Origin of the sequence: Bacillus sp. FSL K6-0268, from assembly GCF_038005425.1 — a bacterium.
Lineage (GTDB): Bacteria > Bacillota > Bacilli > Bacillales > Bacillaceae_G > Bacillus_A > Bacillus_A thuringiensis_S.
The window spans coordinates 4,390,712-4,406,183 of sequence record NZ_JBBOTF010000001.1; the positions used below are offsets into that span (position 1 = coordinate 4,390,712).

Consider the following 15,472-nt stretch of genomic DNA (forward strand, 5'->3'; position numbering starts at 1 on the left):
GAAAATTGGGTGGAGTTTGGTTGTGACTGAAAAAGATAGGAGAAAGAATAATAAATGAAAAGAAGAAGAAAATCTGGAGAAAAAGTACAAATGAGTCATTTTACACTTCCTTTATGCTACGGAAGTGAAGCACCATATTATTATTACGAGGTAGCGCCCCATGAAAGAGAGGGACGCTTCCATTTAACATCAGAACTTTGCGTAATGGACGATGAACATTACTTTATTAGAGGTTGTTTAGAGATTCCTATCATTGATTACCACGAAAATTTCATATGGACTGTGTGGGTATCGCTTAGTAAAGAAAGTTATGATGAAGTATTAGAAAAGTGGGATGAGAGAGGCCGAGAAAATAGTGATCCTTATTTTGGGTGGTTATCTGTAGAAATACCAGTTTATCCAGAAACATTAAATTTAAAAACAAATGTACATATAAGAGAAGTTGGAATGGCACCGTATGTTGAATTAGAGCCAACCGACCATCCTTTAGCGATCGAACAAAGAAATGGAATTACTTTAGACAGAGTTAAAGAAATAGAGGAAATTATTCAACGACATAACTAGATTAGAAGAGAAAAAACGAGTGCTAGCACTCGTTTTTTTCTTTACACAACCGCAGGATTATAAATCATCGTAAAGTGTCCTGGTAATAATTCAATGTGACAAGGTGTATGAAGCGAACTTTCTCCATCTGTATCTACTTCTTTTTCTTCCTCTGTTTCGATATGAATGGATTTCGCTTTTACGTGGAAGATGTCATTTTCATTTGAGTCTTCAAATAATTTCTTTCCGATGTAATCTTTAAATGCTTGAATACCTGTTGATTTGACTACGAAAATATCAAGTGTTCCGTCATCACATTTTACGTTCGGAATAAAGGATGGAATACCGCCAAGATATTCACCATTTCCAACCATGACAAGGACAGCTTCGTCTTCATATACTTGTCCGTCATAAGTAATTTTTACCGGGAATGTTTCAGCATTTTTTACAGTTCGAATTGTACTTAAATAGTAACCGATTTTACCAAGCTTTGCTTTTTCTTCTGCATCGATATTGTTTGATACTTCAGATACGAGACCAATCCCCCAGAAGTTTAAGAAATGTTGTCCATTTGCTTTTGCAACGTCAACTGGTTTTATATGTTCTTTTGTAATAAGTTTTGCCGCTTCTGCAATGTTTTGCGGAACACCAAGTGTGCGAGAGAAGTCATTGCAAGTGTAGGTCTAGTTTCGAGAGGTGCTAAGCCATTTGTGCATTCAAATACTGTTCCATCACCACCAAAGACGATAATTAAATCTACTTTACTAGCAAACTCTTGGCAATATTTTGTTGCATCACCTTGTTTTTTCGTATGAAGGATATGTAGATCAGGAAAAGCTGCGGCAAGAGGTGGTACGATTTTTGTTAAATTTGTATGTAAGTCACCTTGACCAGCTTTCGGATTTATGATGAGGAGTACTTTTTCAAATTTTGTCTTTGTCATTTTTATTCTCTCCCTTTGTCTTTTACGAATCGTGATAGAAAATAAACTTCCATCAGTAATTGATGGAAGCTTATTTTATTATATTATTCCGTTACAACTGAAGCAATAAATGGTAAGTTACGATATTTTTCCGCACAGTCGATACCGTATCCAACGATGAATTCATCTGGAATTTGGAAGCCAACATATTCAGCTGTTAAGTCTACTTTACGGCGTTCTGGCTTATCAAGTAATGTACAGAACTTGAGTGCCTTTGGTTTATGCATAAAGAAGTGGTCTTTTAGGAAATGAAGTGTTAAACCAGAATCGATAATATCTTCTACAACAATTACGTTTTTTCCAGTAATGTTTACGTCAATATCTTTTAGTAGTTTCACTTTTCCTGTTGTTTCTGTTTGATTTCCGTAGCTAGATGCAGAAATAAAGTCAATTGTTACATCATTTTTGATGTGACGAATTAAATCAGCAGCAAATACGAATGAACCTTTTAATACTGCGATAACTACGATTTCTTCTCCTTCAAAGTCACGTTCGATTTGAAGTGCTAATTCTTTCACTTTTGCTTGTAATTGTTCTTCAGAAATTAAAGTGTCTTTTATTTCAATATTCATTGTAATCCTCCTACAGTGTAAAACTTGCGAACATTTCGACTGTAAAGGATAGAATAGAAAAAGTCAAAGGAGATAGTAATTTTTTACAAAGATAAAGACAAAATCATCTGATGATATGATATACTAAGTACATTAAGAAAACGCTTCCAAAAAGGGTGAATATGATGAAGAAGAAACAGTACACAAGTGTAACATTTATAAAAGCATTACTTTTAACAATTGTTCTTGGCCTGTTGGCTTACGTAATTGATGTACCTGCGATTCGTATTTCATTAATTGGAATGACTTTAGTGTTAGGAGCAATTTCGCACGGTATGATGTCGCAGCTAAAAGAAGCTGGACTTGATGATATGAGAAATCATATAGATAAAAAGTAAGAAACCTTCATTATATAGAGTGAAGGTTTTTTGTTTCTTACAAAAATGTAAGGTAGTTGTAAGGCAAATCGATAGTTGCATAATAGCATTTTGGATAAACTATGGGTGTAAGGTAAAAGGCAAGCATATTTTAGGTAAATTAAGTTTTAGGCACTCTATATGTGAAAAAGGAGTAGGAGGGCATGGAGAAACGTTGGACGACCTTTTCTTTTTTAGCGACTAGTAATACCGTAATGCTAGATGGAAAAATGGATTTTTTGCACTTGTTTGATCGTGAAGATGATCATTCTTCTTCTAAATTTACAATGAAATGGAATAAATGGAGCGAAAGTTGTAGGTTTGAAGAAGAGGCCCCTAACGAAGAGCAAAAGATTATTTTGATAAACCCTATTAAAGCGTGGGTTGTTCAACGTCGTAAGTGTAACGTCAAAAATCACTTCAAGAAAACTGAGCCGAGACAATTAGTTATCGCTCCGGCCCGTTCTACTTCCAAATCGCGCGAAAGTAACATGTAAATATTGAGACACACACCCGAAAAAAACATCGTATATATTGCGATGTTTTTTTCTTTTTCTACAATGAAATCTTTAAATGAATTATATTTCATCTGCATCTTATATTTATATCTCTTGCTTATTCTAGTAATACATCCGATGCGAGTTGATGTGAATAAAATATAAGGAGAGAATGAAGATGAAAAAGAGACTATTACCAATTTGTGCAATGGCACTTTTAACAGTAGGATATTCTTCAGTAGCGAGTGCTTCAACAGGAACATTGACAAAGGAAGAAGCAGCGCAAATGCAGCAAGATAAAGCTAAAAAAGAAGAAGCAATTAAGGAACAGCAAAAAAGTGAAATAGAGAAAAAGGAAGCGGCACAAGTACAAGAAAAAAATGATATGGCTAAAGAAGAGGAAGCAATAAAAGCTGAGAAAAAAAGTGAAGAAGAGAAAAAGAGAATAGCGCAAGAACAGTTAAAAAACGATATGGCCAAAAAAGAAGCAGCTATAGAAGTTGGGCAAAAGAATGAAGTAGCTAAAAAAGAAGTAGCCAAGCCAGTTGTACAAGGTGAAAAATTGCCAAACACGGCATCAAATAACGTGGTAATGATGGGATTAAGTGCAGCCCTTGTAGCACTAGGTACATTATTTGGTTTGAATCGTCGCAGTAAGTTTAAAGCGTAAATAAAATATTGTCCTATAAAGAATGGGATAATTTCATATATTAAAAATGGTAGGTTACTCCTACCATTTTTGGCATGGAGGGATGAAACATGAAGTTACTCAATTATATCGGTATCATATTGATGGCTATAGGGCTATTCATGGGATCCTATTACGCTGTGGAATGGTATAAAGGAAAGAGCTCTGCCGGGCAATTAACAGCAGAAGAAATAAAGAGCCTTAAAAATATACAAGATACTCAACTTTCTCATGAAACACCTGTAACCACTCAAGTGCCTTCTTCTCAAACAGAACATAAAGAAGGAGAAAAGGTAGCGATGTTAAACATACCGAAAATAAAGAAGAAGTTTTCTATATATTGGGGAGCGGATGATACGACTCTGAAAAAAGGAGTTGGTATGTTTGTTAGTGATTTAACGACAACTCCATCTGGAGGGGGACATACTGTACTGAGTGGACATCGAGATACTGTATTTACAGATTTAGGAGAGTTGAAAGAAAAGGATACCCTTGTTTTAGAGTATGATAATAAAACGTACACATATGAAATTCAAAAGACATGGATTACTCATGCGGATGATCGTACTGTTATTATAAAAAAAGAAGAACCGATATTAACACTGACAACTTGTTATCCATTTGATTATATAGGGGATGCACCAGATAGATATATTATCGAGGCGAAGTTAACTGGCAGTTATTCAAAATGAAATTATAGTTTCTGAAAGCAGGAGGGGGATATATAAGTTATGTCAAAAAACATTTTAATTGTTGAAGATGAAGATATATTACGTGAAATATTAAAAGATTATTTTTTAAGTGAACAATATGTAGTGTTTGAAGCGAGGGACGGGAAAGAGGCTTTAGTTGTATTTGAAGAAGAAGAAGTTGATTTAGTTATTTTAGATATTATGTTGCCAGAACTCGATGGATGGTCTGTTTGCCGAAGAATTAGGAAGACGTCCGAGGTGCCTATTATTATGCTGACGGCGCGCGTAGATGAAGATGATACGTTACTTGGTTTTGAACTTGGGGCAGATGACTATGTGACGAAGCCGTATAGTCCACCCATTCTATTAGCAAGAGCGAAACGATTATTAGAAAGTAGAAAGGCATCGAAGAAACCTTTAGAGAATGAAGATGATACGTTATCGATTCATGGCATCCAAGTTCATTTTCCGTCACGTACTGTTACTGTTGATGAGGCAGATGTTAGTTTAACGCATACGGAGTTTGAAATATTAGTGTATTTCATGAAAAACCAAGGAATTGTACTAACAAGGGAACAATTAATTTCAAGAATTTGGGGATATGAATTTGCTGGTGATGATCGAACGGTTAATAGTCATATTCGTAATTTAAGAAATAAATTAGGAGAGAAGGCAAAGTACATTACAACTGTAGTACGAACAGGTTATAAATTTGAGGGAAATGTATGAAGAAAGGAATTGTACTAAAATTATTTACTCTTACAACAGCATTATGTATGTTGATTTTAGCGACGATATTTATTGGACAAACGATATTTTTTAAACAATATTATGCGAATCGAAAAGTGGAAGATATTAAAGTGAATTTAAATTCCTTTGAGAAGAATTATCTAAACTACACAGGAAATGCAGAAGGAATTCAGAAACTTGAGCAAGACTTTTTTAGGGAAAATAATACGTGGATTACGACACTAGATCAGAATGGGAATTTAAAACATGTGGATGATTTTTATTTTGAGGTAACGATAGATCGTAGGCAACAAAAGAGCTTTGGACAACAACTATTCAAGATACCCTTATACAATCTCGTCAATATAGAGGAGATTGATAATAAATCATTAGAGCAGTTTTTAGGACAAGAGATTTATTTTTCTGGAGTGAGAAAAGAAGATAGTTTTATTCCATTCTCTTTTTCTTTATCTAAGCAGAATTTAAGTGGATCTAATAAACCGTTAGAAAAAGCATTTCAGGAGAAAATAAAATTAGATGAGGAGAAAAAGAGAGCGGCTGGGGAGCAACTTGCTAAGGAAAAGAAACCAGCCGTACAGGAAGAAGCTGCTCAGGAATTAGGCGTTTACATAGGAGGACGTGTTACAAAAGTACAGTTACCAGATGTAAACGGTCCTGTGAATCCAATTTATAAAAATAGCATATTTTTAGATAATATTAAGGGTTTTCAAACCGATTTATTATTAAAAGAAAGCAATAAAATACGATATACAACACAAACAATAGATTATGAAAAGAATGATATAAAATATAAATTATTAATTAAGCCAATAAAAGAAAAAGACGGATCAGTAGCATATATATATGCAATGGCTTCTTTACAGCCTGTAGATGAAGCTGTACAAATGGTGCAAGATTATTACATATACATCATTGCATTTGTAGTCGTTCTTATTTTTTTAGCTTCGTTTTATTATTCAAAGCAAATTGCCAAACCGTTATTAAAAATAAATGATACGACGAAGAAAATAGCGCATTTAGATTTTACAGAAAAAATACCGATTACTTCAAAAGATGAAATTGGTGATTTATCGAAAAATATTAATATACTTTCTAACAAATTAAATTCTCATATCGGACAGCTTGAACAAGATATTGAAAAGGAAAGAAAGTTAGAAAATACACGGAAAGAATTCATTTCTGGTGTTTCGCATGAATTGAAAACACCGCTGAGTATTATGAAAAGTTGTATTTCCATTTTAAAAGACGGGGTAGCTGAGCATAAAAAAGAGTATTATTTTCAGGCGATGGAGAGAGAAGTAGACAAAATGGATACTTTAATTTTGGATATGCTTGAGTTAGCTAAATTTGAATCTGGTACATATAAAATGAAAAAGTCTTCGTTTTATATTGATACAGTAATTGAAGATATATGTGAACATCTATCTGTGGAAATAGAGAAAAAAGAACTTCATGTTCATAAAAATATACGTTCATTTGAAGTGATTGCAAATCAAGGCCGAATTGAACAAGTCATTGTGAACTTCATTACGAATGCAATACGTTATACACCAAATAAAGAGGATATTATTATTTCGACAATAGATGATAAAGATCGTATAAAAGTGTGCATTGAAAATAAAGGTACTCACATTGAAGAAGAACAATTAGATAAAATTTGGGATCGCTTTTATCGCGTGGATGCAGCTCGGCAGCGTTCACAAGGTGGGACGGGACTTGGGCTTGCTATTTCTAAAAATATTTTAGAATTACACGATGCTGAATATGGAGTAAAGAATACAGGAGACGGTGTATTATTTTACTTTTACTTACCGAAAAAAGCGTAGATAATGCATGCTACGCTTTTTTTAATTTATTTTCATACTATCTTTACCTAATCTTTATTTTTAAACGATATAATCTGGTTAGAAAACGAGGTTATGTAAGGAGTCGATGAACCGTGCATAGCAATTGGCTAAGTATAATGGTATTTATTTTCTTTTGTGCATTTATTGTATTTTTAATTGATATTACGATATGAAAAAAGAGCGCTCATTAAGCGCCCTTTTTTTGTGTATTCATTTGATAAGCACTGATGCTTTTGAATAAACGTGGTGAAGTGATAAATAAAAATATAAGTAAAACGGTACATAGAATATAGGAACCAATCATTGTACTACCGTTAAATATTAAAGAATATAGAACTGCTGATTGTCCTTTTGGTGCATATTGTCCCCAGAAAATGATACCAGCGATAAAGTGACAGAAGTAACGAGCTAGACTACCGATAAAAGTAGCGACGATAATATATCCAATTACTTTCTTCCCTTGGTTTGGTTTTGATGAAGGTTTGTCTTTACGGCTACCTAAGTTTGATTGTTCTTCGTTATTTTCATTGGATGTTAAAAGCGCCTTTTGAATTGGACGATAGAATAAACCAGCAAACCCAATGAATGCGAAAGCAATGAAATATTCAATTAATACTTGAATTGGTGTTACGATAATGGCATCGCCTACGACAATTTGTAATAATCCCCAAATTAAGCCTCCTAAGAAAGCCATTTTGAAACCCCAGCGATAAGCGATAATAAAAATAGGAATCATTGCAAAAGATATAGAACCGCCTGTAGCTGATATTTTTATTGAAAGTGGTAAAATGTCGATGACCATGGCGAAGGCTGCAAGAATAGCAGATTCAATCATCGCTTGTAAATTGGTGTTACGCATGTTGTCTCCCCCTAAATCCAAGTTGTACAAAAAAGAATAGATATCATAGGAGGATACGAAATACGTAAATGAAAAGAGGTATGTATTTCGGACGTTTGCACAATCCCTGCGTTAGCATTAACTAACAGGTTCGAAGGGTCGGAACGAAGTGTTCCCTCTCAGCGGCATGGCTCCCCCAGTGATAACGAGATTCTTTATTTGTTATTGTTTATTGTAAGCGAAATGGATGAGAATGGCAAACGAATCTGTTATGACAATTATTGAAATAGAATTGTAGCGAAATGTTAATAAATATGAAGCAAAAGGGTATAGTACAAGAGAAATAGAGTGTGCTATAATTCTTCTGAAAATAATTATCATTCTCTTCGGAGGGGGAAGGTTATGAGCTTAGTAGATATTAAAATCGGTGAGAAAGTGCTAGTGAAAAGTGTTCAGTCTTTAGATTATTTACTAAAGAGAAGATTGGCTGCTTTCGGTCTTTCTGAAGGAAGCGAACTTCGTATGAAGCAAAAGGCGATGTTCAAAGGTCCTTGTACATTGGAGTGTCGTGGACAGTTAATTAGTATTCGTCATTGTGACGCGAAAATGATAAAGGTGGAATTAGCGTGAATAAGGTTGCTTTGCTAGGGAATCCAAATACAGGAAAGACATCATTATTTAATGCACTTACTGGTTCTTATGAATACGTAGGAAACTGGAGCGGTGTAACAGTAGAAAAAAAGGTTGGTAAATTAAAAGATAGACAAGGAACATTAATTGATTTACCAGGTGTTTATGATTTAAATCCAGTTTCACGTGATGAAGGTGTTGTAACAAACTTTCTATTAACAGAAGAATTTCAGCATATGTTAAATATTGTGGATTCTTCGCAGTTTGAACGAAATATGCATTTAACGTTGCAGTTGCTCGAATTTGGCAAGCCAGTTTCAATTGGTCTAAATATGGTTGATGTGGCGAAGCAAAGAGGAATTGTGATTGATGTAAAACGTTTATCCGAATTATTAGGCGTAACAGTCGTTCCTGTCGTTGCAAGAAGTGGAAAAGGTTGTGAAGAACTACTTGCGACCCTTAAAGAAAATGACAAAAACGAGAAAAAACCATTCATTATTTCATATGGTGTACAAATGGATGAAGGAATTGAAGAGGTAATTTCTCTTTTAGAGAAAGCGAATTACGAGCATCCGAGATGGTTAGCACTTCAATTTTTAAGCAATAACGAAGTAGTAGAAAAAGAAATAAAAGCATTACCAATTTATAAGGAACTTGTAGCCATTCGATCTCGCCTAGAGGGAAAACTTGATTGTACGTTGGAAGAGCACATTTACAAAACTCGTGAAGCGTATATTGAAAAGTTAAAAACAAATGTTATGAAGCATGAGAAAGAAGGGAAAATTCCTTTTTCGGAAAAAATTGATAGACTAATTACGCATAAAATTTTAGGACTTCCAATCTTTTTAGCAGTTATGTTTTTTATTTTTCAGGTTACGTTTACGTGGATTGGGACACCTTTATCGGATATGTTAGATGAGTTTTTTGGTGGCCAGCTTACGGATTGGGTGACGGTTGGACTTACAAGTATTGGAGCTTCTCATTTTATTCAAGCGCTCGTTACAGAAGGTATTATTGCCGGTGTTGGTGCTGTATTAGTATTCGTACCACAAATCTTTGCACTATTCTTTTTCATTTCATTATTAGAAGACTCAGGATATATGGCGCGAATTGCAGTTGTTATGGATCGAATTATGGAGTTCTTCGGTTTAAACGGAAAAGCGTTTATTCCGATGATTATCGGTTTTGGATGTAACGTTCCAGGTATTATGGCAGCGAGAACGATTGAACAAGAAAAAGAACGTTTACTTACAGTTCTTGTAACACCATTTATGTCTTGTTCGGCACGTTTGCCTGTATACGCATTATTTGCGGGCGTATTCTTCCCTCATAGTCAGGCAACTGTTGTATTTTCTTTATATGTTGCAGGTATTGTTCTTGCATTACTAGTTACAAAAATTATGTCTCTTACAATTTTAAAAGCGGAAAAGTCTATTTTCGTAATTGAACTACCTCCTTACCGCGTGCCACAAGCGAAAACGTTATGGCTAAGCACGTGGGAGAAAGGGAAAGGATTTGTTCGTAAAGCAGGTACATTCATCTTTGGTGGTTCTGTTGTCATTTGGTTATTAAACTATGCAGGTCCATCAGGATTTGGTGTTGATATGGGAGACAGTTACTTAGCGATGATTGGTGGGTTTATCGCACCGTTATTTGCACCGCTCGGCTTCGGAACGTGGCAAGCTGCAGCATCCCTTTTAACAGGATTTTTAGCAAAAGAAGTTGTCGTTTCTACAATGGCAATTATTTATGCAGTTAAAGAAGATGTGCTTGGAAACGTAATGGGAGCACAGTATACAGCATTATCAGCTTATGCATTTATGTTCTTTATTTTATTATATGTTCCATGTTTAGCGACGGTGGCTGTTATTAAACGTGAAACAGGATCAGCCAAATGGACGATTTTCTCAGTCGTTTATCCACTCGTTGTTGCTTATGTATTAACGCTTATTATATACCAAGTTGGATCTTTACTAGGATTCTAAAAGGAGATGTATAATGATGGTCAATATTATAATTGGAGCTATCATTTTTGGTTATGCAGCATACACGTTAGTTAATTTTGTAAAGAGAAGTAAAAAAGGAAAATGCGCAGCATGTTCTTTAAATAAGTCATGTCAGTCGAAAACTTGTAGTCCGGATATGGAACAAATTGCTCATAATAAATAGAAAAAAGCTTTGCGAATTGCAAAGCTTTTTTGTTTTACTTTTTAATTTTTACAAGTTGAGAAGCTTCGACGCCTTTGTAACCAGGGAACTCTTTACTTGGGTCTTTATCAAATTTTAATACACCTACAGATTTTTCATCACCTTTTACATTGTTGTAAGTTGCGTCATCGACAATCGCATACATATCTGTATATGCACGGCCACTTCCGATAATTGTGTTGCCTTCATATTTTAATTTTGCCCCATCAAGTGTAGCATTTTCTACTTTTTCTTTTGCAAATAATAAACCTTGTTCTGTTGTTACAGCTGGTAATTTATCAAGTGGTTTCGTGTTGTCTTTTTCATCAACTTTGCTAAGTAACTCTTTTTTCACTAGTTCTTCACCAGTTTTCTTATCCATTACAAGAACTTTTTTACCATCTAATGTTGTCATTTTCATTTTATAGAAGTCTTTTTCTTTCACTTCTTTTTTGTTTTTATCTGTAATTTGCTGAACTTGTTCTTCTGAGCCGTACAGTACAAAACCGTTCGCTTTCTCTCCTAATAAAGAACAACCTGATAATGCACCAAATGAAATTGCTGCTGCTAATCCGATTCCTACTAATTTTTTCATGATGATTTCTCCTTTTATATGTTTTATAGTAAATACAATTTTTGTATTATTGCTTACATGTGAAGAAGCTTGTTTGTTGCTTCTGGTATTAGTGTATAAGAAATATCAGAATGCAACTATCGAGTTAGCTTACAGTAACATTACACTTATGTAATTTAGTGAAATCGCACAAAAGTAAGTTAATTTCAAAGAGGGATAATGAGAATATATTATAAATACAATATTGTATATAGAATGTCATATTATAATGGATGTATTTTGGAAATAACATGTAAGGACATATTAGTTTTGTTATAATAAACAAATAGGCTGTAAAATGAATATTCTTTACTGTAAAGGGAGATTTTTCAGTTTTCCAAGTAGTGAATTTGAAATATGAGGTTTATCATAGGAGGAATTTAGATGTCTGTATTTAAACGATTAAGAGATTTAACAATGTCAAATGTGTATTCATTAATTGAAAAAGCGGAAGATCCAGTTAAGATGACTGATCAATATTTACGCGATATGCAAGCCGATGTACAAGAAGCTGAGAAAAGTGTAGCAGCTCAAATCGCACTTGAGAAGAAATTCAAAATATTATTTGAAGAGCAAGAAGCACTTGTGAAAAAACGTGAAGAGCAAGCTCATATGGCTGTTCAAGCTAATAACTTAGATCTTGCGCGCCGTGCATTAGAAGAAAAACAAAATGCAGAGCAAAAAATGAATGAATATAAAGCAAGCTACGAGCAAAATAAAGCTGCTGCTGATAACCTGCGCCTTAAGCTAGAAGAAATGCGCAAGCAATTAACAGAGCTGAAAAATAAACGTGAAACACTTGTAGCACGTGTAAATGCAGCGAAAGCACAGAAAAATATTAATCAGGCAATGTCTGGATTTGATTCAAATTCAGCAAAAGCTGGTTTAAGCCGTATGGAAGAGAAAGCTCTTCAATTAGAGGCTGAAGCGGAAGCAAGCGGTGAAGTTTATAAGAAAGAAAAGTCATTAGATGATGAATTCGCAAGCTTAAACAAAAATTCTGCTGTTGACGATGAATTGGCTCGTATTATGAAGCAGTATGAGAAATAATATAGAATAAAGACAAATGAACCGACATGTCTAAACAAATTCATGTCGGTTTTCTATTATATTTTTGAGGAGGTTTTGCAATGACATGGATGAATGTAGTTGCCATGCTTGTATGGACTGGAGCGAGTGCAGTACTTTTATTTGCAATTATGTGGGTTGATTCAATTTTTACAAAATACAATGATTTAAAAGAAATCAAAAATGGAAATACAGCTGTAACAACTCGTTTTATTATGAAATTATTTGCACAAGGGTACATTTTATCTCAATCAATCACGAAAGCAAATGACTTATGGCAGGCGCTTCTTGCTTCAGCAGTTTCTTTCGTTATTTTATTAGTTGTAGAAATGTTTATCGAATTTGTGTTAAAGAAAATGTCTGGCTTAGATTTAGAAGAAGGTACGAAAGAAGGTAGCGTTGCACATGCGATGTTAGCTGGATCATTACATATTGTTGGTGCACTAATTTTAGGTGCTTGTTTATAAAGAGAAAAGGAGGGGTAGATCATGAGTTTATTTAAACGAATTAAAAATATAATGAAAAGCCCAGAGCCACCGAAGCCGGAAAAGAGTCTTTTAACGTTAGCTCCTGGCGATATGATTGAAGTTTCATTAGTTATGTACGAATTGACTGGGAAAACGAGTATGCATTCTCGTAAAGAAATTGTTTTAACACTGCAAGATGGAAAAGATATTCGTTATTTAAAAATTGAAGATCGTGAAAATACGTATTACAAATTATATACTCCAATTGATGGTCGCTTAGATTCAATTGATGAAATTCCGACGACAATTGAAATGGATGATACTGAGTACCATATGGAAGAACAATATAACGGACGTGTTGTTGTGATGGGGAAAACACCATTCTCAGCTTCAGAGGAACAGTACGTATGGGAATTCCAATCAGATAATCGAAAATTATTGCGTATTGAATGGCAAAATGGTCGCACAATGATGTATGAGGGAGAAGCAATCATTCCTGCTGATGTACAAATTATAAGAGCAACGTAAGGGGGCGTAATCATGTCAAACCGATTGTTTACCATGATTAAATCGTTTGTGATCCCTATACTTGCTATCGTTATATTACTTGTTGTTGCTGGTTATGCCTTATCAGGTTGTCAAGGCGGGCAGACAAAGTCGATTCAAGACCGTTATCCACTTGAGTCTGTCGCAAAGGAAGGTAAACAAGAATCTTACGTGTATAGGGCCGCCAATCGGTCAGTTCCTGAAGTAGCGAAGGAACTCATTAACGAAAGAGAACCGAAGCAAGCATCTAAAGAAGACGAAAATCAAATGTTCCTCGTTTATTCTGACAAGATTTATAACTTGCAAAAGGATAAAGAGAAACCATCGGATACGTTAATTGAAATAAGTAATAAAGAATTTGTCCGTCAAAATTATCAACCGTCCTTCTTGCAAGGATATATTATGGGTAGCATATTAAACGATATATTTGGTTCACGAAAATCATCATACGGTGATTATCGAGGATATAACGACAGACAAAATCATAAACCAGTCATTCCAGAGAGACCACCTACGAAAGAAGAAAAGAAAACCCCACCTCCAATTACGAAGGAAGGGAAAGGGTCTATTATTAAGCGAGGCGATAATGTAGATTCGAAACCATCAGTAGGTGATAAGGGAAGTATTACTGAAAAAGGAAGTAATACGACGCCCCCACCCTCTACTGGAAGCAAGGGTAAAATTACAAAAACACCAGGCGGTTCAAGCGGATCAGATGTGAAGCCGAAATCATCTATTAAAACTCCGCCAAGGAATACATCTCCCCCGAAAACGAGGGTCGGTGGTTCAGGAAAGATTACGAAGAGAAGATAGTGTAGAGACCGAAAAGTGTAAATTACTTTTTGGTCTTTTTTTGTTATGGGAATTAATTCCTTATAACTGGTACAATTGAAGTATAAGGAGGGGATAGTATGACTACGTATAAAAGATTTAGTGTAATTATGTTCCTTGTATTATTCCTCAGCTTGTTTATTAGCACGACAATGAAATTTCATTTTGTAGTAGGTATTCTATGGATACTGTGTACATGCACTTTATTTTTGTATATCCCGCTGCGTTTTCAACATGAAGTGACGGCTTTTCAAAAGTATGTAGCGTGGATTAAACGTGGGAGTCGGTGGGGCGAGTAAAAATATATCTACGTACTGAAAAAAACTGACAACTATAGCAATTTAATAATAAGAAGAGGGTGTGCCAAATTGTTGGCCCACCCTCTTTTTCATAATGATTAATGAATATCACGTTTCTTGAAATTACCGCCTTTTACTTCTGCTACGTCATAAACTGTAATAAAGGCGTGTGGATCGATTTCATTAATAAGTTCTTTCATTTTACTTTCTTCTAAACGGTTAATTACACAAGAAATTTCTTTGAATTTCTCTCTTGAATAACCACCGTATACTTCGTTATATGTTGCACTTCGGCCTAAACGATCGCGAATTGTTTCTACCATTAATTCAGGCTCTTTTGTGATAATTTTAAATGCTTTTGAACCACTTAAACCAACTTCAACGATATGAATCACTTTCGAAGCGATAAAGTAAGCAATTGCCGAAAGGATAGCTCCTTGAAGGCCGAATACCGTTGATACGAAAATAAATACGAACATGTTTAAGAATAAAATAAGGTCACTCGTTCCAAATGGTAACTTACGAGAAAGCAATACAGCTAGCATATCGATTCCATCTAATGCCCCACCGTTACGTAATGCTAGTCCCATACCAAAACCGATAATAATACCACCAACAACTGTAACTAATAATGTATCGCCTTCGATAATAGCTGGTATTCCGTGCATGACAACGGTACCTATTGCTAATGAAGCGATTCCAATAATAGAATAAATTGCAAAGCTTTTACCGATTTGCTTATATCCTAACCAAACGAAAGGAATGTTAATAACTGCGATTAGAGCTCCTAATGGCAATCCAAATAATCTTGAACTAACGATACTTAAACCAGTCACACCACCGTCTGATACGTTATTTGGAATTAATACTGCTTCTAATCCGTACGCTGTGATAAATGCCCCAATAATAATCATCAAAGCTTTCGAAGCAATTTTTAGCTTATTGGGCTTGTTTTTGATAATTTTCTCCATATAATTTCCTCGTTTCAAACTAGTTTCTTGTTTGTTACATAATTCACACCTAAATT

The 15,472-nt window shown here is 34.7% G+C and carries 19 protein-coding genes, 1 pseudogene and 1 riboswitch; of the genes and pseudogenes, 15 read left to right on the top strand and 5 right to left on the bottom strand.

Annotated elements, in window-relative coordinates; translation table 11 throughout:
* Nucleotides 1-54: 54 nt before the first annotated feature.
* Complete coding sequence (locus MHI28_RS22835) at nucleotides 55-564, top strand: DUF2199 domain-containing protein (RefSeq protein WP_000830226.1); 510 nt, start codon at nucleotides 55-57, stop codon at nucleotides 562-564.
* 41 nt (nucleotides 565-605) lie between these two features.
* On the opposite strand, the pseudogene MHI28_RS22840 reads toward MHI28_RS22835, so the two are convergent.
* Nucleotides 606-1,486 (bottom strand): annotated as a pseudogene (locus MHI28_RS22840) (diacylglycerol/lipid kinase family protein).
* Nucleotides 1,487-1,569: 83 nt separating this feature from the next.
* Complete coding sequence (hpt, locus tag MHI28_RS22845) at nucleotides 1,570-2,097, bottom strand: hypoxanthine phosphoribosyltransferase (RefSeq protein WP_001019295.1); 528 nt, start codon at nucleotides 2,095-2,097, stop codon at nucleotides 1,570-1,572.
* A 161-nt stretch (nucleotides 2,098-2,258) separates the two neighbouring features.
* On the opposite strand from hpt, the gene MHI28_RS22850 reads away from it, so the two are divergent.
* The 6 genes from MHI28_RS22850 to MHI28_RS22875 all read left to right on the top strand — a co-directional run bounded on the left by MHI28_RS22850 (nucleotide 2,259) and on the right by MHI28_RS22875 (nucleotide 6,945).
* Nucleotides 2,259-2,474, top strand: coding sequence for a hypothetical protein (locus tag MHI28_RS22850; protein ID WP_002081963.1), 216 nt, complete (start codon nucleotides 2,259-2,261; stop codon nucleotides 2,472-2,474).
* Between the two features lie 182 nt (nucleotides 2,475-2,656).
* Entirely contained in the window at nucleotides 2,657-2,989 is a 333-nt protein-coding gene (locus tag MHI28_RS22855; RefSeq protein ID WP_000415611.1) for a hypothetical protein, read from the top strand.
* Between the two features lie 178 nt (nucleotides 2,990-3,167).
* Nucleotides 3,168-3,659 (top strand): LPXTG cell wall anchor domain-containing protein, encoded by a 492-nt coding sequence (locus MHI28_RS22860; RefSeq protein ID WP_000746713.1) that lies wholly within the window; start codon nucleotides 3,168-3,170, stop codon nucleotides 3,657-3,659.
* A gap of 89 nt (nucleotides 3,660-3,748) precedes the next feature.
* A complete protein-coding gene (locus tag MHI28_RS22865) occupies nucleotides 3,749-4,369 on the top strand; it encodes a class D sortase (RefSeq protein ID WP_000771574.1) in 621 nt (206 codons plus the stop codon).
* Between the two features lie 39 nt (nucleotides 4,370-4,408).
* Nucleotides 4,409-5,098, top strand: a complete 690-nt coding sequence (locus tag MHI28_RS22870) for a response regulator transcription factor (protein ID WP_000041850.1) — start codon at nucleotides 4,409-4,411, stop codon at nucleotides 5,096-5,098.
* Entirely contained in the window at nucleotides 5,095-6,945 is a 1,851-nt protein-coding gene (locus MHI28_RS22875) for a sensor histidine kinase (protein ID WP_000715418.1), read from the top strand. The genes MHI28_RS22870 and MHI28_RS22875 overlap by 4 nt, the downstream gene beginning before the upstream one ends.
* A 208-nt stretch (nucleotides 6,946-7,153) precedes the next feature.
* Here the strand turns inward: MHI28_RS22875 and thiT are convergent, their stop codons facing one another.
* Entirely contained in the window at nucleotides 7,154-7,825 is a 672-nt protein-coding gene (gene thiT, locus MHI28_RS22880) for an energy-coupled thiamine transporter ThiT (protein WP_001246589.1), read from the bottom strand.
* Between the two features lie 85 nt (nucleotides 7,826-7,910).
* A riboswitch (TPP riboswitch) is annotated at nucleotides 7,911-8,012 on the bottom strand.
* A gap of 194 nt (nucleotides 8,013-8,206) precedes the next feature.
* Here thiT and MHI28_RS22885 point away from each other — a divergent pair.
* From MHI28_RS22885 to MHI28_RS22895, 3 genes are read left to right on the top strand one after another with little or no spacing between them, the layout of a single operon-like run.
* Nucleotides 8,207-8,434 carry a FeoA family protein gene (locus MHI28_RS22885; protein WP_000060521.1) on the top strand — a complete coding sequence of 76 codons (228 nt, stop codon included), beginning with the start codon at nucleotides 8,207-8,209 and terminating at the stop codon, nucleotides 8,432-8,434.
* Entirely contained in the window at nucleotides 8,431-10,419 is a 1,989-nt protein-coding gene (gene feoB, locus MHI28_RS22890; RefSeq protein ID WP_001044863.1) for a ferrous iron transport protein B, read from the top strand. Before MHI28_RS22885 ends, feoB begins: the two co-directional genes overlap by 4 nt.
* A gap of 13 nt (nucleotides 10,420-10,432) precedes the next feature.
* Nucleotides 10,433-10,603, top strand: a complete 171-nt coding sequence (locus tag MHI28_RS22895; protein ID WP_000989592.1) for a FeoB-associated Cys-rich membrane protein — start codon at nucleotides 10,433-10,435, stop codon at nucleotides 10,601-10,603.
* Nucleotides 10,604-10,637: 34 nt separating this feature from the next.
* Here the strand turns inward: MHI28_RS22895 and MHI28_RS22900 are convergent, their stop codons facing one another.
* Entirely contained in the window at nucleotides 10,638-11,216 is a 579-nt protein-coding gene (locus tag MHI28_RS22900) for a lipoprotein BA_5634 family protein (protein ID WP_000737466.1), read from the bottom strand.
* Between the two features lie 402 nt (nucleotides 11,217-11,618).
* Here MHI28_RS22900 and MHI28_RS22905 point away from each other — a divergent pair, with 402 nt between their 5' ends.
* The 5 genes from MHI28_RS22905 (at nucleotide 11,619) to MHI28_RS22925 (ending at nucleotide 14,445) form a co-directional block, all read left to right on the top strand.
* Entirely contained in the window at nucleotides 11,619-12,284 is a 666-nt protein-coding gene (locus MHI28_RS22905; protein ID WP_000110281.1) for a PspA/IM30 family protein, read from the top strand.
* 80 nt (nucleotides 12,285-12,364) lie between these two features.
* Complete coding sequence (locus tag MHI28_RS22910; protein ID WP_000220087.1) at nucleotides 12,365-12,769, top strand: DUF350 domain-containing protein; 405 nt, start codon at nucleotides 12,365-12,367, stop codon at nucleotides 12,767-12,769.
* Between the two features lie 21 nt (nucleotides 12,770-12,790).
* Nucleotides 12,791-13,297, top strand: a complete 507-nt coding sequence (locus MHI28_RS22915) for a DUF4178 domain-containing protein (RefSeq protein ID WP_000051750.1) — start codon at nucleotides 12,791-12,793, stop codon at nucleotides 13,295-13,297.
* 12 nt (nucleotides 13,298-13,309) lie between these two features.
* On the top strand, nucleotides 13,310-14,128 hold the full coding sequence (locus MHI28_RS22920; RefSeq protein ID WP_000071190.1) for a DUF4247 domain-containing protein: 819 nt from the start codon (nucleotides 13,310-13,312) through the stop codon (nucleotides 14,126-14,128).
* A gap of 98 nt (nucleotides 14,129-14,226) precedes the next feature.
* Nucleotides 14,227-14,445, top strand: coding sequence for a hypothetical protein (locus MHI28_RS22925; RefSeq protein WP_000214757.1), 219 nt, complete (start codon nucleotides 14,227-14,229; stop codon nucleotides 14,443-14,445).
* A gap of 98 nt (nucleotides 14,446-14,543) precedes the next feature.
* On the opposite strand, the gene MHI28_RS22930 is transcribed toward MHI28_RS22925, so the two are convergent.
* Nucleotides 14,544-15,416, bottom strand: a complete 873-nt coding sequence (locus MHI28_RS22930) for a YitT family protein (RefSeq protein ID WP_000411240.1) — start codon at nucleotides 15,414-15,416, stop codon at nucleotides 14,544-14,546.
* Nucleotides 15,417-15,472: the final 56 nt, after the last annotated feature.

Bases quoted from the DNA above. Each gene is read 5' to 3' on its own strand.
- MHI28_RS22835 (WP_000830226.1), top strand. From the start codon at position 55: ATGAAAAGAAGAAGAAAATCTGGAGAAAAAGTACAAATGAGTCATTTT.
- MHI28_RS22865 (WP_000771574.1), top strand. From the start codon at position 3,749: ATGAAGTTACTCAATTATATCGGTATCATATTGATGGCTATAGGGCTA.
- MHI28_RS22870 (WP_000041850.1), top strand. From the start codon at position 4,409: ATGTCAAAAAACATTTTAATTGTTGAAGATGAAGATATATTACGTGAA.
- MHI28_RS22910 (WP_000220087.1), top strand. From the start codon at position 12,365: ATGACATGGATGAATGTAGTTGCCATGCTTGTATGGACTGGAGCGAGT.
- MHI28_RS22860 (WP_000746713.1), top strand. From the start codon at position 3,168: ATGAAAAAGAGACTATTACCAATTTGTGCAATGGCACTTTTAACAGTA.
- MHI28_RS22925 (WP_000214757.1), top strand. From the start codon at position 14,227: ATGACTACGTATAAAAGATTTAGTGTAATTATGTTCCTTGTATTATTC.
- MHI28_RS22855 (WP_000415611.1), top strand. From the start codon at position 2,657: ATGGAGAAACGTTGGACGACCTTTTCTTTTTTAGCGACTAGTAATACC.
- MHI28_RS22875 (WP_000715418.1), top strand. From the start codon at position 5,095: ATGAAGAAAGGAATTGTACTAAAATTATTTACTCTTACAACAGCATTA.
- MHI28_RS22885 (WP_000060521.1), top strand. From the start codon at position 8,207: ATGAGCTTAGTAGATATTAAAATCGGTGAGAAAGTGCTAGTGAAAAGT.
- MHI28_RS22850 (WP_002081963.1), top strand. From the start codon at position 2,259: ATGATGAAGAAGAAACAGTACACAAGTGTAACATTTATAAAAGCATTA.
- thiT (WP_001246589.1), bottom strand. From the start codon at position 7,825: ATGCGTAACACCAATTTACAAGCGATGATTGAATCTGCTATTCTTGCA.
- MHI28_RS22920 (WP_000071190.1), top strand. From the start codon at position 13,310: ATGTCAAACCGATTGTTTACCATGATTAAATCGTTTGTGATCCCTATA.
- hpt (WP_001019295.1), bottom strand. From the start codon at position 2,097: ATGAATATTGAAATAAAAGACACTTTAATTTCTGAAGAACAATTACAA.
- MHI28_RS22915 (WP_000051750.1), top strand. From the start codon at position 12,791: ATGAGTTTATTTAAACGAATTAAAAATATAATGAAAAGCCCAGAGCCA.
- MHI28_RS22905 (WP_000110281.1), top strand. From the start codon at position 11,619: ATGTCTGTATTTAAACGATTAAGAGATTTAACAATGTCAAATGTGTAT.
- MHI28_RS22930 (WP_000411240.1), bottom strand. From the start codon at position 15,416: ATGGAGAAAATTATCAAAAACAAGCCCAATAAGCTAAAAATTGCTTCG.
- MHI28_RS22900 (WP_000737466.1), bottom strand. From the start codon at position 11,216: ATGAAAAAATTAGTAGGAATCGGATTAGCAGCAGCAATTTCATTTGGT.
- MHI28_RS22895 (WP_000989592.1), top strand. From the start codon at position 10,433: ATGATGGTCAATATTATAATTGGAGCTATCATTTTTGGTTATGCAGCA.